General features: G+C 36.4%; 22 protein-coding genes. 2 read left to right on the plus strand and 20 right to left on the minus strand.

Annotated features, from left to right (window positions below; translation table 11 throughout):
- Positions 1–16: 16 nt before the first annotated feature.
- The 11 genes from CVT05_RS02705 to CVT05_RS02755 all read right to left on the minus strand — a co-directional run bounded on the left by CVT05_RS02705 (position 17) and on the right by CVT05_RS02755 (position 11,487).
- A complete protein-coding gene (locus CVT05_RS02705; RefSeq protein WP_199906725.1) occupies positions 17–457 on the minus strand; it encodes a hypothetical protein in 441 nt (146 codons plus the stop codon).
- A 130-nt stretch (positions 458–587) separates the two neighbouring features.
- Positions 588–1,127 (minus strand): molybdopterin adenylyltransferase, encoded by a 540-nt coding sequence (mog, locus tag CVT05_RS02710; RefSeq protein WP_107697751.1) that lies wholly within the window; start codon positions 1,125–1,127, stop codon positions 588–590.
- A gap of 11 nt (positions 1,128–1,138) precedes the next feature.
- The gene (locus tag CVT05_RS02715; protein ID WP_107697858.1) at positions 1,139–2,791 is read right to left on the minus strand and encodes an ATP-dependent metallopeptidase FtsH/Yme1/Tma family protein; all 1,653 of its coding nucleotides are present in this window, start codon (positions 2,789–2,791) and stop codon (positions 1,139–1,141) included.
- Positions 2,778–4,016, minus strand: coding sequence for a tRNA (N(6)-L-threonylcarbamoyladenosine(37)-C(2))-methylthiotransferase MtaB (mtaB, locus tag CVT05_RS02720; RefSeq protein WP_103604616.1), 1,239 nt, complete (start codon positions 4,014–4,016; stop codon positions 2,778–2,780). Before mtaB ends, CVT05_RS02715 begins: the two co-directional genes overlap by 14 nt.
- Positions 4,016–5,605, minus strand: a complete 1,590-nt coding sequence (locus CVT05_RS02725) for a mechanosensitive ion channel domain-containing protein (RefSeq protein WP_103604615.1) — start codon at positions 5,603–5,605, stop codon at positions 4,016–4,018. The genes mtaB and CVT05_RS02725 overlap by 1 nt, the downstream gene beginning before the upstream one ends.
- Entirely contained in the window at positions 5,602–6,639 is a 1,038-nt protein-coding gene (aroB, locus tag CVT05_RS02730) for a 3-dehydroquinate synthase (protein WP_107697752.1), read from the minus strand. Before aroB ends, CVT05_RS02725 begins: the two co-directional genes overlap by 4 nt.
- Positions 6,640–6,641: 2 nt before the next feature.
- Entirely contained in the window at positions 6,642–8,060 is a 1,419-nt protein-coding gene (locus tag CVT05_RS02735) for a COG3400 family protein (RefSeq protein WP_107697753.1), read from the minus strand.
- A 93-nt stretch (positions 8,061–8,153) separates the two neighbouring features.
- The gene (locus CVT05_RS02740) at positions 8,154–8,714 is read right to left on the minus strand and encodes an ABC-type transport auxiliary lipoprotein family protein (RefSeq protein ID WP_107697754.1); all 561 of its coding nucleotides are present in this window, start codon (positions 8,712–8,714) and stop codon (positions 8,154–8,156) included.
- On the minus strand, positions 8,711–9,643 hold the full coding sequence (locus CVT05_RS02745) for an MlaD family protein (protein ID WP_084107989.1): 933 nt from the start codon (positions 9,641–9,643) through the stop codon (positions 8,711–8,713). The genes CVT05_RS02740 and CVT05_RS02745 overlap by 4 nt, the downstream gene beginning before the upstream one ends.
- Positions 9,644–10,384: an ABC transporter ATP-binding protein gene (locus CVT05_RS02750; protein WP_107697755.1), complete on the minus strand. Its 741-nt coding sequence runs from the start codon at positions 10,382–10,384 to the stop codon at positions 9,644–9,646.
- Positions 10,381–11,487 carry an MlaE family ABC transporter permease gene (locus CVT05_RS02755; protein WP_107697756.1) on the minus strand — a complete coding sequence of 369 codons (1,107 nt, stop codon included), beginning with the start codon at positions 11,485–11,487 and terminating at the stop codon, positions 10,381–10,383. The genes CVT05_RS02750 and CVT05_RS02755 overlap by 4 nt, the downstream gene beginning before the upstream one ends.
- Positions 11,488–11,566: 79 nt before the next feature.
- On the opposite strand from CVT05_RS02755, the gene tgt reads away from it, so the two are divergent.
- The gene (gene tgt, locus CVT05_RS02760; RefSeq protein WP_107697757.1) at positions 11,567–12,697 is read left to right on the plus strand and encodes a tRNA guanosine(34) transglycosylase Tgt; all 1,131 of its coding nucleotides are present in this window, start codon (positions 11,567–11,569) and stop codon (positions 12,695–12,697) included.
- Positions 12,687–13,385 carry a CorA family divalent cation transporter gene (locus CVT05_RS02765; RefSeq protein ID WP_107697758.1) on the plus strand — a complete coding sequence of 233 codons (699 nt, stop codon included), beginning with the start codon at positions 12,687–12,689 and terminating at the stop codon, positions 13,383–13,385. The genes tgt and CVT05_RS02765 overlap by 11 nt, the downstream gene beginning before the upstream one ends.
- A 162-nt stretch (positions 13,386–13,547) precedes the next feature.
- Here CVT05_RS02765 and rplS read toward each other — a convergent pair whose 3' ends face one another.
- From rplS to CVT05_RS02810, 9 genes are all read right to left on the minus strand, one after another.
- Complete coding sequence (gene rplS, locus CVT05_RS02770) at positions 13,548–13,904, minus strand: 50S ribosomal protein L19 (protein ID WP_021090978.1); 357 nt, start codon at positions 13,902–13,904, stop codon at positions 13,548–13,550.
- Positions 13,905–13,912: 8 nt separating this feature from the next.
- Entirely contained in the window at positions 13,913–14,605 is a 693-nt protein-coding gene (gene trmD, locus CVT05_RS02775; protein WP_107697759.1) for a tRNA (guanosine(37)-N1)-methyltransferase TrmD, read from the minus strand.
- Complete coding sequence (rimM, locus tag CVT05_RS02780; protein ID WP_107697760.1) at positions 14,602–15,132, minus strand: ribosome maturation factor RimM; 531 nt, start codon at positions 15,130–15,132, stop codon at positions 14,602–14,604. Before rimM ends, trmD begins: the two co-directional genes overlap by 4 nt.
- On the minus strand, positions 15,125–15,367 hold the full coding sequence (locus tag CVT05_RS02785) for a KH domain-containing protein (protein WP_021091005.1): 243 nt from the start codon (positions 15,365–15,367) through the stop codon (positions 15,125–15,127). Before CVT05_RS02785 ends, rimM begins: the two co-directional genes overlap by 8 nt.
- Complete coding sequence (gene rpsP / locus CVT05_RS02790) at positions 15,367–15,594, minus strand: 30S ribosomal protein S16 (RefSeq protein ID WP_009293992.1); 228 nt, start codon at positions 15,592–15,594, stop codon at positions 15,367–15,369. The genes CVT05_RS02785 and rpsP overlap by 1 nt, the downstream gene beginning before the upstream one ends.
- A 72-nt stretch (positions 15,595–15,666) precedes the next feature.
- Complete coding sequence (ffh, locus tag CVT05_RS02795) at positions 15,667–17,007, minus strand: signal recognition particle protein (RefSeq protein WP_107697761.1); 1,341 nt, start codon at positions 17,005–17,007, stop codon at positions 15,667–15,669.
- 62 nt (positions 17,008–17,069) lie between these two features.
- Positions 17,070–17,828, minus strand: a complete 759-nt coding sequence (locus CVT05_RS02800; RefSeq protein WP_107697762.1) for an RluA family pseudouridine synthase — start codon at positions 17,826–17,828, stop codon at positions 17,070–17,072.
- Positions 17,825–18,961 (minus strand): lipid IV(A) 3-deoxy-D-manno-octulosonic acid transferase, encoded by a 1,137-nt coding sequence (gene waaA / locus CVT05_RS02805; protein ID WP_107697763.1) that lies wholly within the window; start codon positions 18,959–18,961, stop codon positions 17,825–17,827. The genes CVT05_RS02800 and waaA overlap by 4 nt, the downstream gene beginning before the upstream one ends.
- Positions 18,962–18,969: 8 nt before the next feature.
- Positions 18,970–19,677, minus strand: a complete 708-nt coding sequence (locus CVT05_RS02810; RefSeq protein ID WP_087576996.1) for a zinc ribbon domain-containing protein — start codon at positions 19,675–19,677, stop codon at positions 18,970–18,972.
- Between the last annotated feature and the right edge of the window lies 1 nt (position 19,678).

Consider the following 19,678-nt stretch of genomic DNA (forward strand, 5'->3'; position numbering starts at 1 on the left):
AATAATACGTAAAATTTTACTCATTTTTGCTAGCGATATATGTTTTTATATCAAATATAAGTAGCGTCACAAGCGATGGCAGCATATAGGAGTTTAGCACTAAAAGCAGCGACTTTGTCAAATTTGACTTTATTAAAGTCTCTATGTCAAGGCTGCTGTTGTAGTTAAAAAAATATAGCAAGGCAAACTCGCCAACAAGAACTATGCGAGAGACCTTTAGCAAGATGTCATTTCCCAGTCTTGCAAATTTATCATCGACCACAAGCGACAAAGTGATCCATCCAAGCAGCCAAATTGCGCAGGCTAAAGCATAAACAGTAATGCTTTCATCAAATTTTTCAAGTAGTAAAAATACCAAGGGTTGCAAAAATACAAGGCTAGCGATAAACCAAAGAAGTGAGCTAAAGGCTAGCAGGCAAACACAGCCAAAGATAGAAATGGCCGGAGATAAAGCCAAAAACCTCTAACCCAAAATAATATGCTAGCGCATAGGATAAAAAAGAAAAAACAAGCCAAATTTTAATAACAAGTCGCCACCTATTTGCAAAGGCAGTGGCTTTTAAATTTAGGCTATCTGTCAAACCCATTTACGAGATTTTCTTTTGTTTTGGGCGGAAAACTTTCATCACGTTTTCATCAGTCTCGATAAATGCACCCTCTATGAGATCGATGCAGTATGGCACCGCTGGAAATACCGGCTCCAAGCACTCTTTTATCGCCTTTGGCTGACCTGGTAAATTTATGATGAGCGCGTGGCCTCTGATGCCTGCTGTTTGGCGTGATAGGATCGCTGTTGGGACGTATTTTAAGCTTGCTGCTCTCATTAGCTCACCAAAGCCTGGCATCATCTTCTCGCAAACCGCCTCAGTAGCCTCTGGAGTAACATCTCTCACCGCCGGTCCTGTACCACCGGTAGTTAGCACAAGGTCGCAGCCAAGCACGTCTACCATGTGCACAAGCCTCTCTTTTATCAGCTCAAACTCATCTGGTATAACCTCGTAAAAGTATTCACGCTCGCTCACTATCCAGCTATCAAGCACATCTTTGATCGCTGGACCTGATTTGTCCTCGTATGTGCCTTCGCTTGCGCGGTCAGAAAGGGTTAATATGCCTATTTTTGCTTTCACTTTTTTCTCCTTTAATGGTTTTCGTTTAAAATTTTTGCCAGCGTTTCTTTATCTACGCTCTCATATGCTAGCAGATATGAGCTTATCTTTGCGATTTGCTCATTTGTGCCTTTTAAAAAGGATGTGATCTCCTCTTTTGCTTGCTTTAAAATTTCTTCTACATCGTTTGGATTTGGCACAAAAGAGCTTCCCATGCCATATTCATAAACCATCTTTGAAGCGATCTCTTTGGCTAAATTTAGATCACTACTTGAGTTTGAAAAGATGTCGTTTTCATCTATCTCAAGCTTGCACATACCAGCGATGAGCACCTTGATACGAGATATCATCTGTGACTTTGACTCGATCTCTTGCTCTGTGGCCATAAACCTATCTTCTATAAGAGAAATTTTTTCAAATTTTACATCAAACCAGTAAGCACTTAGCGCCTTTGCTCCTTGATAAATGGCCTGTATCTTCTTCTCGTTTTCGCTATAGCTTAGCACCTTTTTCTTGCCGAGCAAGACCTTGTTTAAAACAGCCTCAAAATCTCTCATTTTAAGCACGCTCTCGCCGTTCCTTAAGGCATTTATCGCAGCTTCATTTACAAGCGTACTAAGTGCTGCACCTGAAAAGCCAACGCTCATTTTAGCGATATCCTCAGCCGCTACTTCGCAGTTTTTATCTTTTAGATATGTGTTTAAGATCGCCACTCTGTCGTTAAAATCAGGCATAGAAAGAAAAATTCTCCTATCAAAACGCCCTGATCTAAGCAGTGCCTCGTCGATCATTTCAATCCTATTTGTAGCAGCTATGACGATGACGCCTGAGTTATCTTCAAAGCCATCCATCTCGGTTAGCAGCTGATTTAGCGTGGCTTCTCGCTCGTCGTTTCTAGTCCCACCCCTGCTCTTACCAACGGCGTCTATCTCGTCGATAAAGATGATTGAAGGCGCATAGGACTTGGCTCTACTAAAAAGCTCTCGTACTCTCTTTGCACCCATGCCGACATAAATTTGCACAAAGCTTGCACCGTTTTGATAAAAAAATGGCACATTTGCCTCACCAGCAACTGCCTTTGCCACAAGCGTCTTACCAACGCCTGGAGGGCCGATCATTAGCACGCCTTTTGGCATTTTGATACCAAAATTTCTATATTTTTGTGGATTTTTAAGAAAATCAACTATCTCACTAAGCTCGCTTTTAACCTCGCTAATACCTGCCACATCGCTAAATCTCACATTTGAGATGACTGGCATCGTGTTTTGATTTAGCACGCTTTCTATCTCAAATGCGCCCTCTTTTTTGCTAAGCAAGCTCTCCTCTTTTTTCCTGATACTTCTAAAGATATAAGCGTACCAAAGCACGAAGCAGACAAAGATGATAAAACCCCAGATCATGCCAGGAGTGATGTATTGTTTAGTCTTTTCAACAGGCACTTTTTTGATAAGCTCTTTTAGATCGATACCTTCTTTTATGATCGAAAAACGATTGTTTTGTGCATAAAGAACGACTTCATCGTCATCGATTACAGCACGATCTATAAAATTTCCATCCATTAGCTGTATATATTGCGAATATGTGATGTTTCGTGGTTCTTTACTAACGGCAAATAACAGCACGCTGATTAATGCGACAGCTGCGATTATTAGGATATTTTTCTTATTAAATTTAAATTTTTGCATAATTGGCATCTGGCTTAACTTCATATTCGCTTACCTCCACCCACTCTTTTGTTATGTCTTTTTGGCTTAAAATTTTAGCTTTGTTGTAAAACTGATCAAAACCTTCGTAAAACTCACCATTTTTTTGCTCGACTAAAATTTTCAAAGCTCCGTTATGCTTTTTTCTAAAATTTTCATTATTTTGCAAAGCTATGCCTTGTAAAATTTTTAGCCTACTTTTTGCCACATCTCCGCTAACATCGCTTTTTAGTGTAGCTGAGTGCGTATCACGCCTTGGCGAATAGACAAAAGCGTGCAGATGTGTGATAGGAAATTTCTTAAAATTTTCCACAGCCTCTGTCCATATCTCCTCACTCTCACCAGGATGACCCACGATGTAGTCCGTGCCAAGGGCAAAGCCAAGTGAGCTAAGCTCATTAAAAAGTTCCAAATCACTAAATGCGTTATTTCGTCTTCGCATGATCTTTAGCATAGCCTGACTCGTGTGCTGAAGTGCGATGTGCAAATGACGCTCCAGCCACTCTTCTTTTAAAATTTCTCTAAAGCTCTCATCTATCTGGCTTGGCTCGATACTTCCAAGCCGAATGCGTCTAATGCCAGAAATTTTACCTAAGTTTGCCAAAAGCTTACCAAGAGAGCTATTTGTATCTTTGCCGTAACTGCCTATATTTGTGCCAGTTAGTACGAGCTCATTATAGCCGTTTTGGGCTAAAATTCTTGCCTCTTTTAATATCATAGCCTCATCCATGCTTCTAGCCTTACCACGAACCGAAGGGATGATGCAGTAGCTGCAGCTAAAGTTGCAGCCTTCTTGAATCTTTATAAAAGCCTTTGTGTGATTTTCATAATTTGTAACTATATTTTTATCGACTGAGTTTAAATTTCCAAGCTCAAAAAATGGCTTTTCTTGCTTTAAAAGCTCATTTAGATCGCTCTTTTTACTAGCTCCAAGTACGCCAAATATACCGCTATTAAAAAGCTCTTTGCCCTTGCTAACCGCTCCACATCCAGTCAGTACCACCTTTGCCCCGCGCCTTTTTACGCCGTTTATGTAGTTTCTGACACCGCTATCGGCAGAATTTGTAACTGTGCACGAGTTTATGACCACGATATCAGCGCTCTCTTCATCATTTGTGATCTCGTAGTCCTTGATGTAGCTTTTTAAAAGCTCAGTATCATAGATATTTGTGCGACATCCAAATGTTTTAAAAAATATCTTTTGCATTAAGAATTTTCGCTCTCTTGCTCGCTATGAGCGGTATGATCGCTTGGATTTTCTTTTTTGCCTATAAACATGGTTTGTGTTGGATAAGCGATCTTTATATCATCTTGAGCTAAAAACGCTTCTATAATCTCAGCGCTAATAGTGCTTCTAAGAGCCAAAGTCGCATAAGAATTTGCCATATACCAGCATGAGACATTTATACCATAAGGCTCAAAAAATGTATAAATTCTTGGCTCGACGTTTGGATTTTTGATGCTGTACTGGCTTCTTAGTTTATTCATCTGGCGTTTTGCGATATCAGTGTAGCCTTTTGAGTATTTTTTAACGACATTTCTTGCTAGATACACAGCCTTTTTATGATTGCTATCAAAGCTTATAACGATATCTATACCATCCCAAACGGTCTTCATACCATAATGAGCATAGTTTGCGATGAGGTCGGTAAAGATATAGTTATTTGGCACAAAGATAATTCTACCTGCACGGCGGTTTGTCTTATAAGTCGAGTAGCTAACATCCTCAAAAACGGTCAGCCTAAGTAAAGAGATATCGATCACATCACCCACAAATTCACTACCATCATGAAGCACTCTAATCCTGTCACCCACATGTATAGAGCCGCCAAACATGATCACCATCCAGCCAAGCATACTCATAAACATATCTTTCATCGCAATGGCGATACCAGCCGAAGCAAAACCTAGCACGGTTACTAGATATGTGACGTTTTCGATATACGAAAAAAGTAAGATTATAATGATAACGGTGATATTTAAAACGTTTAAAAATTTATTGACTGTGTAAAATCTCTCATTATCGGTAATTGTTCTTTTAACGATAAATTTAGCGATAAATGTTAGCCCGATCGTCAAAAGAATGATGATAGCTGTATAACCCATGCTTAAAAACTGAGCTTTTATATCAGAGGTGGTTAAATTTATAGCCTCATCAGCCCTTTTTTCATAGACATTATAAGTTGTATCCGCGATCTGTTTTGCAGCTTTAAAGTCACCTATTTCTTGTTTTATCAAGTTTAGGCTTTCTCTATTTTGCACATTTTCTTCTATCAAATTTAGTCTATTTAGTAAATTTTCTTTTGTTTCAAGCTTTTCTAAAAGCGTATCAAGCTCTTTTATATGCCTTTGATACTCGATCTTATCACTCTTTATCTTTTTGATATACGAAAAGCCAGATATAAGTGCAACAGGACTTGTTATCCTTGGTGGAGTATCCATTTCAGGGGCTGCTAGCATATTTGAAAATGGCGTTTTTTCATACTCTTTTAGTAAATTTATCTGCTCTTTTAGAGTTTGGATTCTCTTTATGATATCGCTGCCTCTTCTTGAGCTTTTGTCCAGTTTCTTTAGTTCATTTTCATTTTTTTCAAGCTCATCAATAAGCCTTTGATAAGTGTTATAGTTAGCATACCTTGTGATCCAGATATTGTTTTTTAAGGAGTTATCTAGATTTGAAATATCTTTAATAAGCTCGTTATTTTGTAAATTTTGTGAGACATTTTGCTCAAGCGTAACGTTTTCTTCAGCATAAAGGGTAAAGCAAAAAAGTATTAAAAATAGGATCTTTTTCATTTAAATTCTCTTAAAATTTTTAAAACGTCTTCTTTTTTGACGTCATTTTTGATGATCGCACTGCCGATTTTATCTGCAATGATGAAATTTATCTTATCATCTTTTGTCTTTTTATCCATAAAAAATGCCTCATAAAATGCATTTTCGTTTTGTATTTTATAACTTACCGGAAGATCAAATTTTACTAAAACCTGCTTGATCTCTTCAGTCTCTGCCTCGCTCATGAGTCCTAGTTTTACGCTTAAGCGATTTGCCATATTCATGCCTATTGCTACTGCCTCGCCATGTAAAAATTCTTTATAATTTGTCTCATTTTCTATAACGTGAGCAAAGGTATGGCCGTAGTTTAGGATAGCTCTTAGCCCCTTTTCCTTCTCATCTTGCTCAACCACTTTTGCTTTTAAATTTATAGACTTTTCAACCAGCTTAGCTAAATTTTCATCGTCTAAATTTACGCTCTTTAGCCAATCAAACATCTCTTTATCAAAGGTTATCGCCATCTTTAAAGCCTCAGCCACGCCAGCTGCAAATTCTCTTTTTGGCAACGTTTTTAAGAAATTTATCTCACAAAAAACTGCCTTTGGCTGATAAAAAGAGCCTATTAAATTTTTACCAAATTTATTATTCACACCCGTTTTTCCGCCCACACTCGCATCAACTTGCGCTAGAAGCGTAGTTGGGATATTTATGAAATTTATCCCTCTTTCATAGATGCTCGCCGCAAAGCCAGTCATATCGCTTATGACGCCACCGCCAAAGGCGATTAACGTAGATGAGCGATCAAATTTGCTCACAAAAAGCTGCTTCAAAATTTGCTCTACCGTTTCAAGATTTTTATACTCTTCGCCGTCAGGCACACTTATGATAAATTTCTCATCGCATTTTAAAACACTAAGTAGCTTTTTAAGATGAAGCCCCGCTACTTTAGCGTTTGTGACGATGCCAACCTTGCCTTTTATCTCTAGTCTCTCAAGCTCGTTTATATAAATTTTATAGCTTGACGCTTTTTCTTTAAGATTTAAATTTATCTGCATTTTTACTCACTTACTGGCACAAAAAGCTGTGCATTTTGGCTTAGTTTTTTATAAAGCCTATTTAAATTTGTCGATAAAAAGGCAAATGTCCCACCATTTGCCACGCTTTTAGTAAACATTACAAAATGAAGCAAATCTTTTGTATTTTTTAGTTTTACAAGCGGATTTTTAAGATTGTGATTTTCTATCTTTATACGCTTAGAAAATAGCGCGCTAATGCTCTCAAAATGCTCTCTTAACGCCTCATCATCGCTATGCTTATTATCAAAATAGTAAAATTTCATCTCCAAATCAAGCTGTGCACAGCAGTCTGTTATCACAGCTGATTGATTCTCCACTTCTTGACTTTGATCGCCTAGTATCACGCCCTCTTTTATATTTGAGAGCAAAATTTTGCCTGTTTTTAGCACTGGAAGTTTTAGCTCGTAAAATAGCTTTTTAAATTTAAAAAAGTATTTATCATCGCTTAAGATTAGGCCGATGTCGTGCTTTAAAACATCATATTTTATAGATTTGTTATCACTATTAAAATAATCCATCAAAACAATAATATTTTTCTCTTTTATAGCCTTTAGTCTCTCTAAATTTTCACCCAAAGTCGCATTTATGACTCTAAAAATAAGGCGTTTGTTATTTAGCTTTGAGTGCATGTATAGACTATCTTCTATAAGCTTATTAACGCGCTCTTTGCTCATTGATTTCATATCAATTAGTGCATAGATGTTGCTACCAAATGGACTTGGAAACTGACCGCTCTCGCGTTTAATAGAACGGTAAACATTTTGAAGTACGTTTGGATCGCCGACAATTAGCAAAATATCACTTGGTTGTATCATTACATTTGGCTTTGGCAAGATGATCTCGCTGCCTCGATATATGAGAGCTATTCGCCATTTCTTTTGAGCTACTGAGCTGATGTGACGATACATATAAGAGCTACCTATTGGCACCTTAACTTCCATGATCTCACCCTCACTAAGCCCGATATTATCGGCTAAAACTGGCAGATCTGGTAAATAGTCCATAAGCCTGGATGCTGCAATATCTCTGATATCAACTACACTTAAGTGTTTATCGCTTGCAAATATTTCTTTGCATTTTTCATCAAGCTCCCATGAGCTCATAAAAACAGTCTCGGTCTTTGTACTGATCTGTCTTAAATTTTCATAAACAGCAATCGCCTCATTTTTATCATCGCAAACTATACAAAACTGACTAAAATAGCCATCACTCACGCTTTTTAGCTTTGAGAGGCTAGTTGGGTCAAACTGGTAAAATGTAAAATTTTCATAATTTGATTTTTGGCTGTAATCCTCACTTGAAACAACGATATAGTGGTGTAAATTTGATTTTGTTTCAAGCAGTCTGTTTAAAAAATTTCTTGCGAAAGTTCCATCTGCGATTATTAAAATTTTCTTCATCAATTCTCCGTATTTTAAAGCTCACATTATAACAAAAGGTCTTTAAAATAAGCTATTTTGGCTATAAATTTAAAAATTTACAGCCAAGAAAATTTAAGAGATTATTTCAGAGATTAGCGTATCGATTGCTAAATTTGTAGCCTTGTTTATCGTATCAAAAATAGTACTTGAGCTTGGATCTGGACAGAAAATTTCTTTTGTGATCATGCCTGATTTTAGTGAAGTGTTTACATTAAATAGCTCATAAGCTAGCGAAACTTCGGCCTTGTCACCTCTTATTTGAAGAGAGATAATGCTTACTTTTAGTCTAAGATCTTTTGCATTTGGTGAAAATATCGGCTTAGCAGCACAGTTTGAATAAAGCCCTTTTACAAGCGATTTATAAACCATTTCACTTGGCTCAGAGACAAATTTAGCATCACTTAGGTATCTGATTTTGTTATTTTCAGCTACGATCAAAATTTTTCTAGTATCGACCATATCAAGAGCACTTACATTTTCGATGAAGACATTTTTTAGCTCTTTTTGCTTGTTTTCAGCTGAGCACTCTTTGTTTGAGTAGTGAATTTCATACATCGTTGCAACTGGCACATCCGTCTTTAGCGAGCAGCCAAGAAATAAAAGCGTAGCCGTTAGAAAGATTAAATTTCTCATTTTTTATCTCCTTTGTCGTTTGGCACTGGATTTGTAAAGAAAAACTCGTAAGGATTATCTTCAAGCCTTTGAAGCGCGCCTCTAAACTCACGAAGTGTCTTGTCAAATCCATTTAAAAAATCACTCGCTTCTCTTAATAATGGACTAACTGTATTTCTAAGGTCGTATTCGCCATCTTTAGCCTTTTTTGTGATGAGCTCTTGCAGAGAATTATATCCGGTGATAGCCGAATTTGCTGATACAAAAACTTGGTTTGCATTTGAAATTAGTCTATTTAAATTTTTAACCAATTCTTTTGTATCGGTTTTGTTTAAAGTATCTGTAAAATTTTTTACATTTTTAACGATACTATCAACCTCACTTAGCCCCTCTTCGTCTGTTAAAACTTGTGTAAATTTATCAATATTTTTAAGGACTGACTCTACGTGAGCAATATTTTCAGGCGAGAAAAAGTTATCGACTTTATCAAGTGTTTGATTTATCTTTAAAGTAATGTTTTCAGCGTTGTTTCCAAGCTTTGAAAAGAGGCTCTCTTCAAGCTGCAAGATAGGCTTTTGACCTGATGTAAAGTCTTTTGTACCACGGCTTATATTTATACTAGCCACACCGCTGATGGCCTGAACTTCTATACTTGCCACGCTATCAGCCTTTATCGGCAGATCTTCTCTTATCTTCATCGTAATGTTTATAAGAGCGTTTTTATCATCGACAAAATTTATATCACTAACACTTCCGGCTGGCACACCGATAAATTTAACTGTTGAATCAACCTTTAGACCGCTTGGTAGCTCAGTCGTGTGGATGTAGTACTCTTTAAAATCAACCTTTGTATTATTTTTACTAGTCATCCACCAGATAAATATCGCAAATGCTGTAAGGCAAGCCATAAAAAACATGCCAACAATAGTATAAGAATTTCTATTTTCCATCTACTTTTTCCTCATCTTAAATAGCTCTTCAAGTGGGTTGTTTTTAAGATATTCAAGCTCTTTTATATTCCCCTCAAAGGCTATTTTTTTGTTATCTATTATCAAAAATCTATCCAAAATATCAAAAATACTATCCGCATCATGCGTCACCATGACGACAGTTACGCCGATGCTATCACGAAGCTCTTTTATGAGCGCGTCCATCTGGCGTGAGCTAACAGGATCAAGGCCACTATTTGGCTCATCTAAAAATAGCACCCTTGGACTTAGCACCAAGGCTCTTGCAAGTGCAGCACGCTTTTTCATACCGCCACTTAGCTCGCTTGGATAGAGCATCGAGACCTCTTTTTTTAGCCCCACTTTTTGTATCCAAAACATCGCTATCTCATCGATCTGGCGCTTGTTAAATTTAGAGTATTCATGGAGCAAAACACCCACATTATCAAGGATCGTCATCGAGCTATAAAGCGCTCCAAACTGAAACATCGTCCCACTTTTTAGCTTTATCTCTTGCTGTTCTTGTTGGCTACTTTTCCACATATTGATGCCATCAAAAAATATATCGCCCTTGCTTGGCTTTTTTAGATATATCATAGTCTTCATAAGCGTCGTTTTACCAGCGCCACTTCCGCCTAAAAAGCCGTAAATTTCAGCCTCTTTGACGCTCCAGCTCACATTATCGTGCATTATCTTGTCGCCATAACTTGTCGTTATGTTTTTTCCAACTATTATCTCGTTCATATCTTTAGCCACATAAAAATTATCGCGAAAAATGCATCAAGCGCGATAACCCAAAATATCGCATTTACAACGCTAACGGTTGTCATCGCTCCAAGACTTTGGGCGTTTTGACTAACGCCAAATCCCCTCATGCACCCAATGATCGCTATCACCGCGCCAAAAAACGGAGCCTTTATCATGCCAACAGCAAAGTGCCTAAGCTCGACCATCTCGCGAAATCTATTAAGATAGTCGCTAAAGCTGATATCAAGAATAGTTTGACAAATGATCATCTGCCCTAAGATGCTTATGCTATCAGCTATAAAGATGATGACAGGCACGCAAAGCACCATGGCGATGATGCGTGGCAGCACCAAGAAGTTAAATGGCTCAAAGCCCATCGTCTTCATCGCGTCTATCTCCTCAGTTAGCTTCATCGCGCCAATTTGCGCGGTAAAGCTAGAGGCCGACCTGCCCGCCACGACGATAGCAGCGATGAGTGGGGCCACCTCTCTAAGCGTTAGCATGCCCATGATCTCGACTATAAATATACTTGCCCCAAAGCTTGCAAGCATCGCACTGCCAAGATAAGCAAGCACGACGCCTATCAAAAAAGCGGTGAGCGATACGATGAAAACAGCATTTACGCCACCATCTTTTATGTAGTTGCTAAATTCTCTAAATCTTAAATTTGCAGGATTAAATAAAATCCTCACACTCTTTATCAAAAACTCGCCCAAAAACGAGCCAAACTCAAGCAAATTTACAAATCCCTCGCAAATTTTCTCACCAAGGCGCGAGAAAAAATTTAGGCTATTGTGAGGCGGCATATAGTTAAAGTCGATATTCTCGTCATTTAAAAGATCGCTCATCGCCTTTATCTTCTCGTCATTTGTAATGATCTCAAATTTCTTGCCATTTAGCGTGTTTTTTAAAAGGATCAAAACAGCATAATCAATGCTCTTTAGCTCGCTAAAGTCAAATTTAACATTGCCGTTAAGCTTTTGGATTTTTTTAAAAATGCTTTGTAAATTTTTAGCCTCTTTGTAGCTAAACTCACCTGCAAATTTTATGGTCGCAGTGCCGTTTGCTTCGGTAAAAACGATATCATTTCTCTTTTGCAAAAAGTTCCTTTGCCTTAAAATTTCTGGATTATATTATAAATTTTGTTAAAATAAAAAATCAAAAATTTTAAGGACTTAGATGAAATTTGAAGTTATAAAAAAAGATGGCAACGCAAGGCGCGGCATCCTAACAACCGCTCACAGCGTGATACAAACGCCAGTTTTCATGCCAGTTGGCACTGTTGGCGCAGTTAAAAGCCTAGATGCCTTTGATATGAGTGAAATTTTAGACGCAAAGATAATTTTAGCAAACACCTACCACATGTATCTGCGCCCTGGCAGCAAGGTCGTGCGTGAGTTTGGCGGGCTTCATGGATTTTCTAAATTTGATCGCTCGTTTTTAACTGATAGCGGCGGATTTCAGGCATTTTCGCTTAGATCAAACACCAAAAACGACGATGGCGGAATAAAATTTAAGAGCCACATCGACGGCAGCACGCATTACTTCACGCCAAGATCCGTCCTTGACACGCAGTATGAGCTTGGCAGCGATATAATGATGATACTTGATGACCTAGTCGCCTTGCCTGCTGAGCCAAAAAGGATAGATCTAAGCATAAAACGAACGATAAAATGGGCAAAAGAGGCGATTGATTATCACAAATTTATGCAAAGCAAGGGCATTGGCTTGCAGCAAAATATCTTTGGTATCGTTCAAGGTGGCACCGACTATGAGGCACGTAAATTTTGCGCTGAAGCTTTAAATGAGCTGCCATTTGATGGCCTTGCAATAGGAGGACTAAGCGTTGGCGAGAGCAACGAGGCGATGTATGACACTGTTGAGGCGGTTATGCCATTTATGGATGAGCTAAGGCCGCGTTATCTAATGGGCGTTGGCACGCCAGAGGATCTCGTAGAAAACGTGGAGCGAGGCGTTGATATGTTTGACTGCGTCATGCCAACAAGAAACGCAAGAAACGGCACGCTCTTTACTAGCTTTGGCAAGATAAATATAAAATCAGCTAAATTTATAAACGACCACGCGCCAATTGACCCGCAGTGTCAGTGCTATACCTGCAAACGCTACTCCAGAGGCTATCTAAATCACCTTTTTAAGGCAAGAGAGCTCACATTTTTTAGGCTAGCAAGCCTTCACAACCTGCACTACTATCTAAATTTGATGAAAGAGATGAGAGAGGCAATAGAAAGAGGCGAATTTGCCAAATTTAAGAGAAATTTTTATGCTAAAAGGGTAAAAAATGAGCTATAAAAGTTCAGTTTGTGGATATTTTTATGGCGATGAATACGACTATATTTTGCTTGTTTCTTTCACGCAAAAACAAAGCTATAAATTTTTATTTAAAAATGGCAAAATTTATAAAGAAGACTTTGATCACGAATGTGATAAAAACGAGTTTGAAACAGCCCTTAAAAAGCTATGTAATGAATATGCAAATAAAATTTTAGAGCATCAAGAAGAACTAAACGAGTATGAAAAAATTTACGCTAGTCGAAAAAACTTTAACAAATTTATCAAAAGACACCACTTCTTAAAATACGAGATTAGAAAATTTCAAAACAAGATATCTCACTTTTATGAGACCCTTTCGATTTGTCAAAGTGAGCAACAAAATTTAAAAAAGGAGCTTAAAAATAGTACTCATGAGGCAAATGTTTTTAGAACAATGGCCAATGAGTATGCCTGCAGAATTGATGATATTTATACTTTTATACAAAGTATAAAAAACGACAAAATCAATCAAAACATTTACATTTTAACAATGATCTCAGCTGTAATGCTACCACTAAATCTAATAACTGGGTTTTTTGGCATGAATACACAAGGCTTGCCATTTAATGAAACTAAAAATGCCACCATGATAGTTGTGTCAATAATGTTTGGAGTGATTCTTTGTTGTGTTGTTTTTTTATTTTGGTATACAAATAAGAAGAAGTAGAAAATAAATAAATTTAGTATATATTTTAAATTTTTATAGCCAAGCGGTAAAAACAATAAAATAAATAGATTTTTTAATATTAAAAAACAAAAAAATATTTAAAAAATTAAATTTAAAAAGAAGATTAAAAGTCCTGAATAGACTTCAGGACAGATAGTAGAATTATTTTCTAAGTTCGCGGATCTTAGCAGCTTTACCACGAAGGTCACGTAGATAGAATAATTTAGCTCTTCTAACACGACCTTTTCTAAGAACTTTTATTTCTTCGATTGAGTCACTAAAAATTGGAAAAATTCTCTCAACACCAACACTGTTAGCACCGATTTTTCTGATGATAAATGTTTCCCCTGTGCCACTACCACGTCTAGCTATACAAATACCTTCAAAATTTTGAATTCTAGTTTTATCGCCTTCGTGAATACGAGTAGCAACACGCAATGTATCTCCTGCACGGAAGTCAGGAATATTTTTACTAGCAATTTGAGCATTTTCAAATGCTTCAATGTATTTATTTCTCATGTTTTTCCTTATTTATATGGCTTAAGCTTTTGATATAAATCAGGGCGAAAGAACCTTGTTTTGCAGTGAGCCATCTTATTTTTTAAAGTGTGGATTTTAGCATGGTTACCCTTTAAAAACTCTGAAACCACAAAGATCGATCTAAAATTATCAGGCTTTGTAAAAGATGGAGCTTCAAGCAAATTATCCTCAAAACTCTCAATTTCAAGGCTCATATCGTTTCCTAAAACTCCAGGTATATTTCTTGATATTGCATCACTTATACAAAGCGCAGGAAGCTCTCCACCAGTTAAAACAAAATCGCCTATGCAAAAAACTTCATCTGCCCAAAGCTCAACAACTCGTTCATCAAGGCCTTCATATCTACTGCAAACAAAACAAATGTGATCTTTTTTAGAGAGCCTCTTTGCGTCATTTTGATTAAATTTTTTACCAGCTGGTGTCAAAAATATCATGTGAGTATTTTTATCTTTTTCTTTTAAAAATTTAATCGATTCATCTAAAGGCTGTGGAAACATCAAAAGCCCTGCTCCGCCTCCGATCATATAATTATCAACTTTATTATGCTTATCTTTAGTAAAATTTCTTGGATTTATAAAATCAATTTCAATAAATTTATTACCAATTGCACGTTTTAAAATAGAATCACAAAAATAAGGTTTAACTAAATTTTCAAAAAGTGTAATAAACGTAAATTTCATGAATTTTCTAAAATAGCTCTAGCATCTTTTACCAAAATCTCTTCATTGTCTAAATTTACACTTATAATAAAATGCTCTAAGTATGGAATGTAAAAATTCTTTGGATTACCGCCCATAATAAGCTCTTTGTCTGTTTTTATGTATAAAAGTGAATTTGAAAAATTATCTTGAATATCCTCTACAATGCCTAAAATTTTGCCATTTTCTACAACTTTTAAGCCAATAATATCAAACTGAAAAAATTCATTTTTTTTTAATTTGCAGTTTTTTCTAGTAAGCTCTTTTGTGGTGTATATGGTTCTATTTACAAGTGTTTTAGCAAGGTCTAAGTCATCAAAATTTTCAAACAACACTAGCTCTTTTTGTCTATTGTAGTCTTTTATGGTCAGCTGATCATTGTTTTTGTCAAAAAAGGTTGCACCTTTTTTAAACTGTTCTGGGAAGTCGCTCTTATTGTAAAGCTTTAAGTAGCCCTTTAAACCAACACATCTTCCGATTGTAGCGACTTCAACAATATCACTATTCAATAGCTTTTACCGTTACTCTATAGCTTGTATTATCTTTGGCTTTACAACCAATAATAACGGTCTTTATAGCGTTTATCATTTTGCCATCTTTGCCGATAAGTTTTCCCGTATCAACCTTATCAGCACTTATAATTATCTCAGCAAAATTTTCACCAAGTTCCTTGCGATCAACACTTACTTTATCAGGAAAATCGGCAATCAACTTGGCATATTCGTATAAAAAATTTTTAACCATTATTTTGTAATTTGTGCAACTCTATCGCTAAGTTTAGCACCAACGCTTTTCCAGTAATCTAATCTCTCTTTGTTGAAATTTATAACATTTGGCTCAACCATAGGATTGTAATAGCCAATACTTTCTATCCAGCCACTATCACGTCTTTTTCTGCTATCTGTAACAACTATACGATAAAAAGGTCTTTTCTTACGTCCCATTCTTGTTAGTCTTACTACTGTTGCCATATTATATTTCTCCTCTTGTTTTTAAATAAAGCTTAAATTTAGATAACAAATATCCAAATTTAAACCCTTTTATCAAACAGGTCTTTTTAAATTTGCTTGAGAAAGCATATTTGCAAGTCCTTTTACTCCACCTTTTCCTGAAAATTTCTTAGCAAGTTTTGAGGCATTTTCAAACTGCTTTAAAAAACGATTTACTTCTACCTGAGAAAGTCCAGAACCAGTCGCTAAACGTCTTTTTCTACTATTATTTAAAAGTTCAGGATTTTCACGCTCTTTTTGTGTCATAGAGTTTATCATAGCCTTAATATGTAAAATTTCTTTTGAATTGTCAAGATCTATATCTTTTATTTGATTTGCAATATTTGAAAGTCCAGGTATCATCCCCATTAAAGACTTCATACTACCAAGCTTTTTAACACTTTCCATTTGTTCTAAAAAGTCATTAAAATTAAACTGTCCTTTTTTTATCTTTTGATTTAGGCGTTTTGCCTCTTTTTCATCTATAATAGTCGATGTTTTCTCTACCAAAGTGGCCAAGTCACCCTCACCCATTATACGGCTTACAATGCGGTCTGGTATAAAACTCTCGATATCAGCTACTTTTTCGCCAGTACCGACAAATCTAAGTGGGATATTTAGCTGTTTTGCAATGCTAATAGCTACGCCACCCTTTGAGTCAGAGTCAAATTTAGAAAGAATAACTCCAGAAATTCCTAAAATTTCATTAAAACTTGTAGCTGTCTTTACGGCGTCTTGACCACTCATGGCGTCAGCTACGTAGAAAATTTCATGTGGATTTATCGCATTTTTTACATCTTTTATCTCTTGCATCAACTTTTCATCGATCGCAAGACGACCAGCGGTATCCACTAAAAGCACATCATAAAGACCACTTTTTGCTTTTTCTAGTGCTTCTTTAGCTACTTTTATAGGGTTATTTTCATTTTCTATATAAAAAAGATCGATCTCGTTTGCAACGCAGAGCTGTCTTAGCTGCTCGACAGCCGCCAACCTTTGCAGGTCACAAGCCGCAACTAAAACTTTTTTCTTTCTTAGCTTTAGGTAGTTTGCAAGCTTGATAGTTGTCGTTGTTTTACCACTACCTTGCAAGCCAGCCATCAAAACAATAGTCGGTGCAACTGGTGCATAGACAAAGCCTTGGTTACCAGGAGCTGTTAAGATAGTCGTTAAATTTGACTTTATCGCATCTAAGAAATTCTTTTGGCCTACGCCAGTTTGCTTTAGTTCGCTTTCGATAGACGCGAGTAGATCTTTGGTGACTTTATGGTGAACATCAGCTTTTAAAAGAGCTTTTTTAAGCACGTCAAGTGCGTTTTTTAGAGCTTTTTCATCATCTACAAAACGTATCTTACTAACGGCTAATCTAAAAGACTCGCTAATTTGTTCGAACACTAATCACCTTTCTAAGTTGTTATTAAAGGGCGTATATTACTAAATAATTTCTTTATTGCTCTTTAAATTTCAAATTTATTAGACAGCTCAAATCCAAGAGAATTAAATTCTCTTGGGATTGGCGCTTTAAATTTATAGTTTAAAAGAGCGATAGAATAAGCATGTAAAAACATTCTATTTGCCCTATTTTTACCGTATTTCTCATCGCCAACGATAGGTAAATTTAAACTAGCCAAATGCACTCTTATCTGGTGTGTTCTGCCTGTTTTTATGGCAACTTTTACAAGCGTTTTTTTGCCCACAACCATGAGTGGTGAAATTTCGCTGATCGCCTCTTTGCCATCTTTTGATATCTTTGAAAAGGCGCCATTTTTATTTTTTATAGTTAAGATCGGCTCATTTACGACCACTTCCTCGCTCATGATGCCCCTAACTGCAGCCACGTAAATTTTCTCAACCTTCATCTTTTTAAACTCACTTATCGCAAGCGTTGCGAATTCATCATTTTTTACAAGAAGCAGTACGCCACTCGTGTCTTTATCGAGTCTATGAAGGAGTGGAAATTTATAAATTTGACTAATTTTTTCACTAGTTATGGTAGCTGGCTTACTGATTGCTATTAAATTTTCATCTTCAAAAATAATGCTTGGCTTTGGCATCTCTTCGACGCTAAATTTGGTATTTTCACTCATTAGTGCTCGAGCTATCATCACTTTTTGGCCTTTAGCATAGACTAGACCGCTATCTATTAGCTCCTTTGCCTCGTTGTTTGAGATATTTTTTTGTTTGGCTAAAATTTTATACGCTTTTTCTTCGCTCATAAAGTGCTCCTTATATCTTCTATGATCGCATCAGCGCTTGCTTGCACGGCGATCTTGCTCTTTTTGGCACCACTATCTATTATGCTGCCAATCTCGCTAGCTTTTGCGATGTGGATGTTTTCAACTAGGCTAAATAACGCCTTTTGATTAAATATAAACTCACCGCTGATTATTACTGGGTTAAACTGTGCGCACTCGATTGGATTATGCCCGCCGATATTTGGCACAAAACTGCCTCCAAGCACTACTATATCGCTAATAGCATAGACATTTACAAGCTCACCTAAAGTATCAAGCAAATTTACTTTAGCTTCAAATTTATATGTTTGACTAAATTTCGCAAAGCTAAAATCATGCTTTTTAGCGTAGTCGCCTGCTATCTTCTCAACCTCTGCAAATCTCTCAGGGTGGCGTGGCGCGATGATTAAAAGATCGTTTTCTTTTAAATTTAAATTTTGCAAAATCAACTCTTCTTCGCCAACATGCGTACTTGCTAATACGATCACTCTAGCTTTTGGCTTTTCATAAATTTTACTCACGCTTGGCAAAAATGCAGCTTTTATGTTGCCAATGACCTCTATTTTGCCTGCTCCAAGTGACTTTAGGTGCTCTTTATCAAGCTCACTTTGAGCGTAAATTTTATCTATAAATTTAAAAAGATATCTGTAAAAAAAGCCAAATTTCAAGTAGCTTTTGTAGCTTCTATCTGAAATTCTAGCGTTTATAAGGATCACGCGACTGCCTTTTAGCTTCGCCATGAAAACCAGCATAAGCCAAAGCTCAGCCTCAAAAATAACTAAAATTTTGCTCTTTTTTAGCCAAAATGGCAAAAAAATTTCAAATGGCAAAAATCTCGTGTTAGAGCAAATTTTACTTGCCGCTTCAAAGCCCGTATTTGTCACCACACTTATAGCTTTACTATCAAATTTTTGCATCAAAGGTTTGAGTGCTTGCACCTCGCCAAATGAACAAGCATGAAAATGTACATCTGTATCTTGAAATTTAGGATTATTAAAGAGGAAAAAACGTGCTGGAATCGACTTATGATACTTTTTTTTAAAACTTAAAAAAAATAAAAAGATAGCCCCAAATAGATAGAGTATTGAGGCTAGAAAGTAATATATTATTATCACGAAATGTGTTATTGCTCTTGTTTATATAAGATTCTGCCACAATGCGGACATGTAACGATATCTTCACCCTTGATAACAGCAGAGAAAGTTTTATCGTTTATCTGCATAAAGCAGCCATAACAAGCTTGTTTTTTTACAGGAACAACGGCTGTGTTGTGAGCCCATTTTCTAATTTTTTCATAAAATGCCAAAATTTTTTGATTCATAGTGGCGATAAGCTTGTCTTTTTTAGCATAAACTTCTTCACGTTCTTTCCCGATATTTTCAAGCTCAGATGAAGTTTTGCTTTTTATATTTTTTAAATTCTCTTCAAGTTCAGCTTTTTTTGCACCAAGCTCATCTTTTTGACTATTTTTACTATCTATTAGCTTCTCAAGTCTAGCGATCTCCTCATTTGCAGCCTCAAGTTGCTCTTTTGCAATATCTTCTTCAAGACTTAGAGCTTTTATCTCCTTTTCACTTTTTGCGCTTGAGCTTTTTTTAGCCACATCTTTTATCTTAGCACTAAACTCGGCTATATGAGCATTTGTTCCTGATTTTTGAGATTTTAGGTCATTTACCTCTTCATCTAGTCTTTCTATATTAACCGTTATGTTTTCGCACTCTTCTTCTATATTTTTATAAGCCTTTTCTATGTCTTGAATGCGTGGTATAAAGCCATCTATTTGTTTATCAAGGTCAGATAATTCAACTAATTGTTGTAAGTATTTATTCATA

It is taken from the genome of Campylobacter concisus (genome assembly GCF_003049705.1).
In the GTDB taxonomy this organism is placed as follows: domain Bacteria; phylum Campylobacterota; class Campylobacteria; order Campylobacterales; family Campylobacteraceae; genus Campylobacter_A; species Campylobacter_A concisus_AR.

Bases quoted from the DNA above. Each gene is read 5' to 3' on its own strand.
- aroB (WP_107697752.1), bottom strand. From the start codon at position 6,639: ATGCAGATAAATTTAAATCTTAAAGAAAAAGCGTCAAGCTATAAAATT.
- rplS (WP_021090978.1), bottom strand. From the start codon at position 13,904: ATGAGAAATAAATACATTGAAGCATTTGAAAATGCTCAAATTGCTAGT.
- CVT05_RS02735 (WP_107697753.1), bottom strand. From the start codon at position 8,060: ATGAAGAAAATTTTAATAATCGCAGATGGAACTTTCGCAAGAAATTTT.
- CVT05_RS02715 (WP_107697858.1), bottom strand. From the start codon at position 2,791: ATGCAAAAATTTAAATTTAATAAGAAAAATATCCTAATAATCGCAGCT.
- CVT05_RS02745 (WP_084107989.1), bottom strand. From the start codon at position 9,643: ATGGAAAATAGAAATTCTTATACTATTGTTGGCATGTTTTTTATGGCT.
- CVT05_RS02785 (WP_021091005.1), bottom strand. From the start codon at position 15,367: ATGGTTAAAAATTTTTTATACGAATATGCCAAGTTGATTGCCGATTTT.
- CVT05_RS02750 (WP_107697755.1), bottom strand. From the start codon at position 10,384: ATGAACGAGATAATAGTTGGAAAAAACATAACGACAAGTTATGGCGAC.
- CVT05_RS02765 (WP_107697758.1), top strand. From the start codon at position 12,687: ATGAGCTATAAAAGTTCAGTTTGTGGATATTTTTATGGCGATGAATAC.
- rpsP (WP_009293992.1), bottom strand. From the start codon at position 15,594: ATGGCAACAGTAGTAAGACTAACAAGAATGGGACGTAAGAAAAGACCT.
- CVT05_RS02810 (WP_087576996.1), bottom strand. From the start codon at position 19,677: ATGAATAAATACTTACAACAATTAGTTGAATTATCTGACCTTGATAAA.
- CVT05_RS02740 (WP_107697754.1), bottom strand. From the start codon at position 8,714: ATGAGAAATTTAATCTTTCTAACGGCTACGCTTTTATTTCTTGGCTGC.
- trmD (WP_107697759.1), bottom strand. From the start codon at position 14,605: ATGAAATTTACGTTTATTACACTTTTTGAAAATTTAGTTAAACCTTAT.
- mtaB (WP_103604616.1), bottom strand. From the start codon at position 4,016: ATGCAAAAGATATTTTTTAAAACATTTGGATGTCGCACAAATATCTAT.
- CVT05_RS02725 (WP_103604615.1), bottom strand. From the start codon at position 5,605: ATGAAAAAGATCCTATTTTTAATACTTTTTTGCTTTACCCTTTATGCT.
- CVT05_RS02800 (WP_107697762.1), bottom strand. From the start codon at position 17,828: ATGAGCGAAGAAAAAGCGTATAAAATTTTAGCCAAACAAAAAAATATC.
- tgt (WP_107697757.1), top strand. From the start codon at position 11,567: ATGAAATTTGAAGTTATAAAAAAAGATGGCAACGCAAGGCGCGGCATC.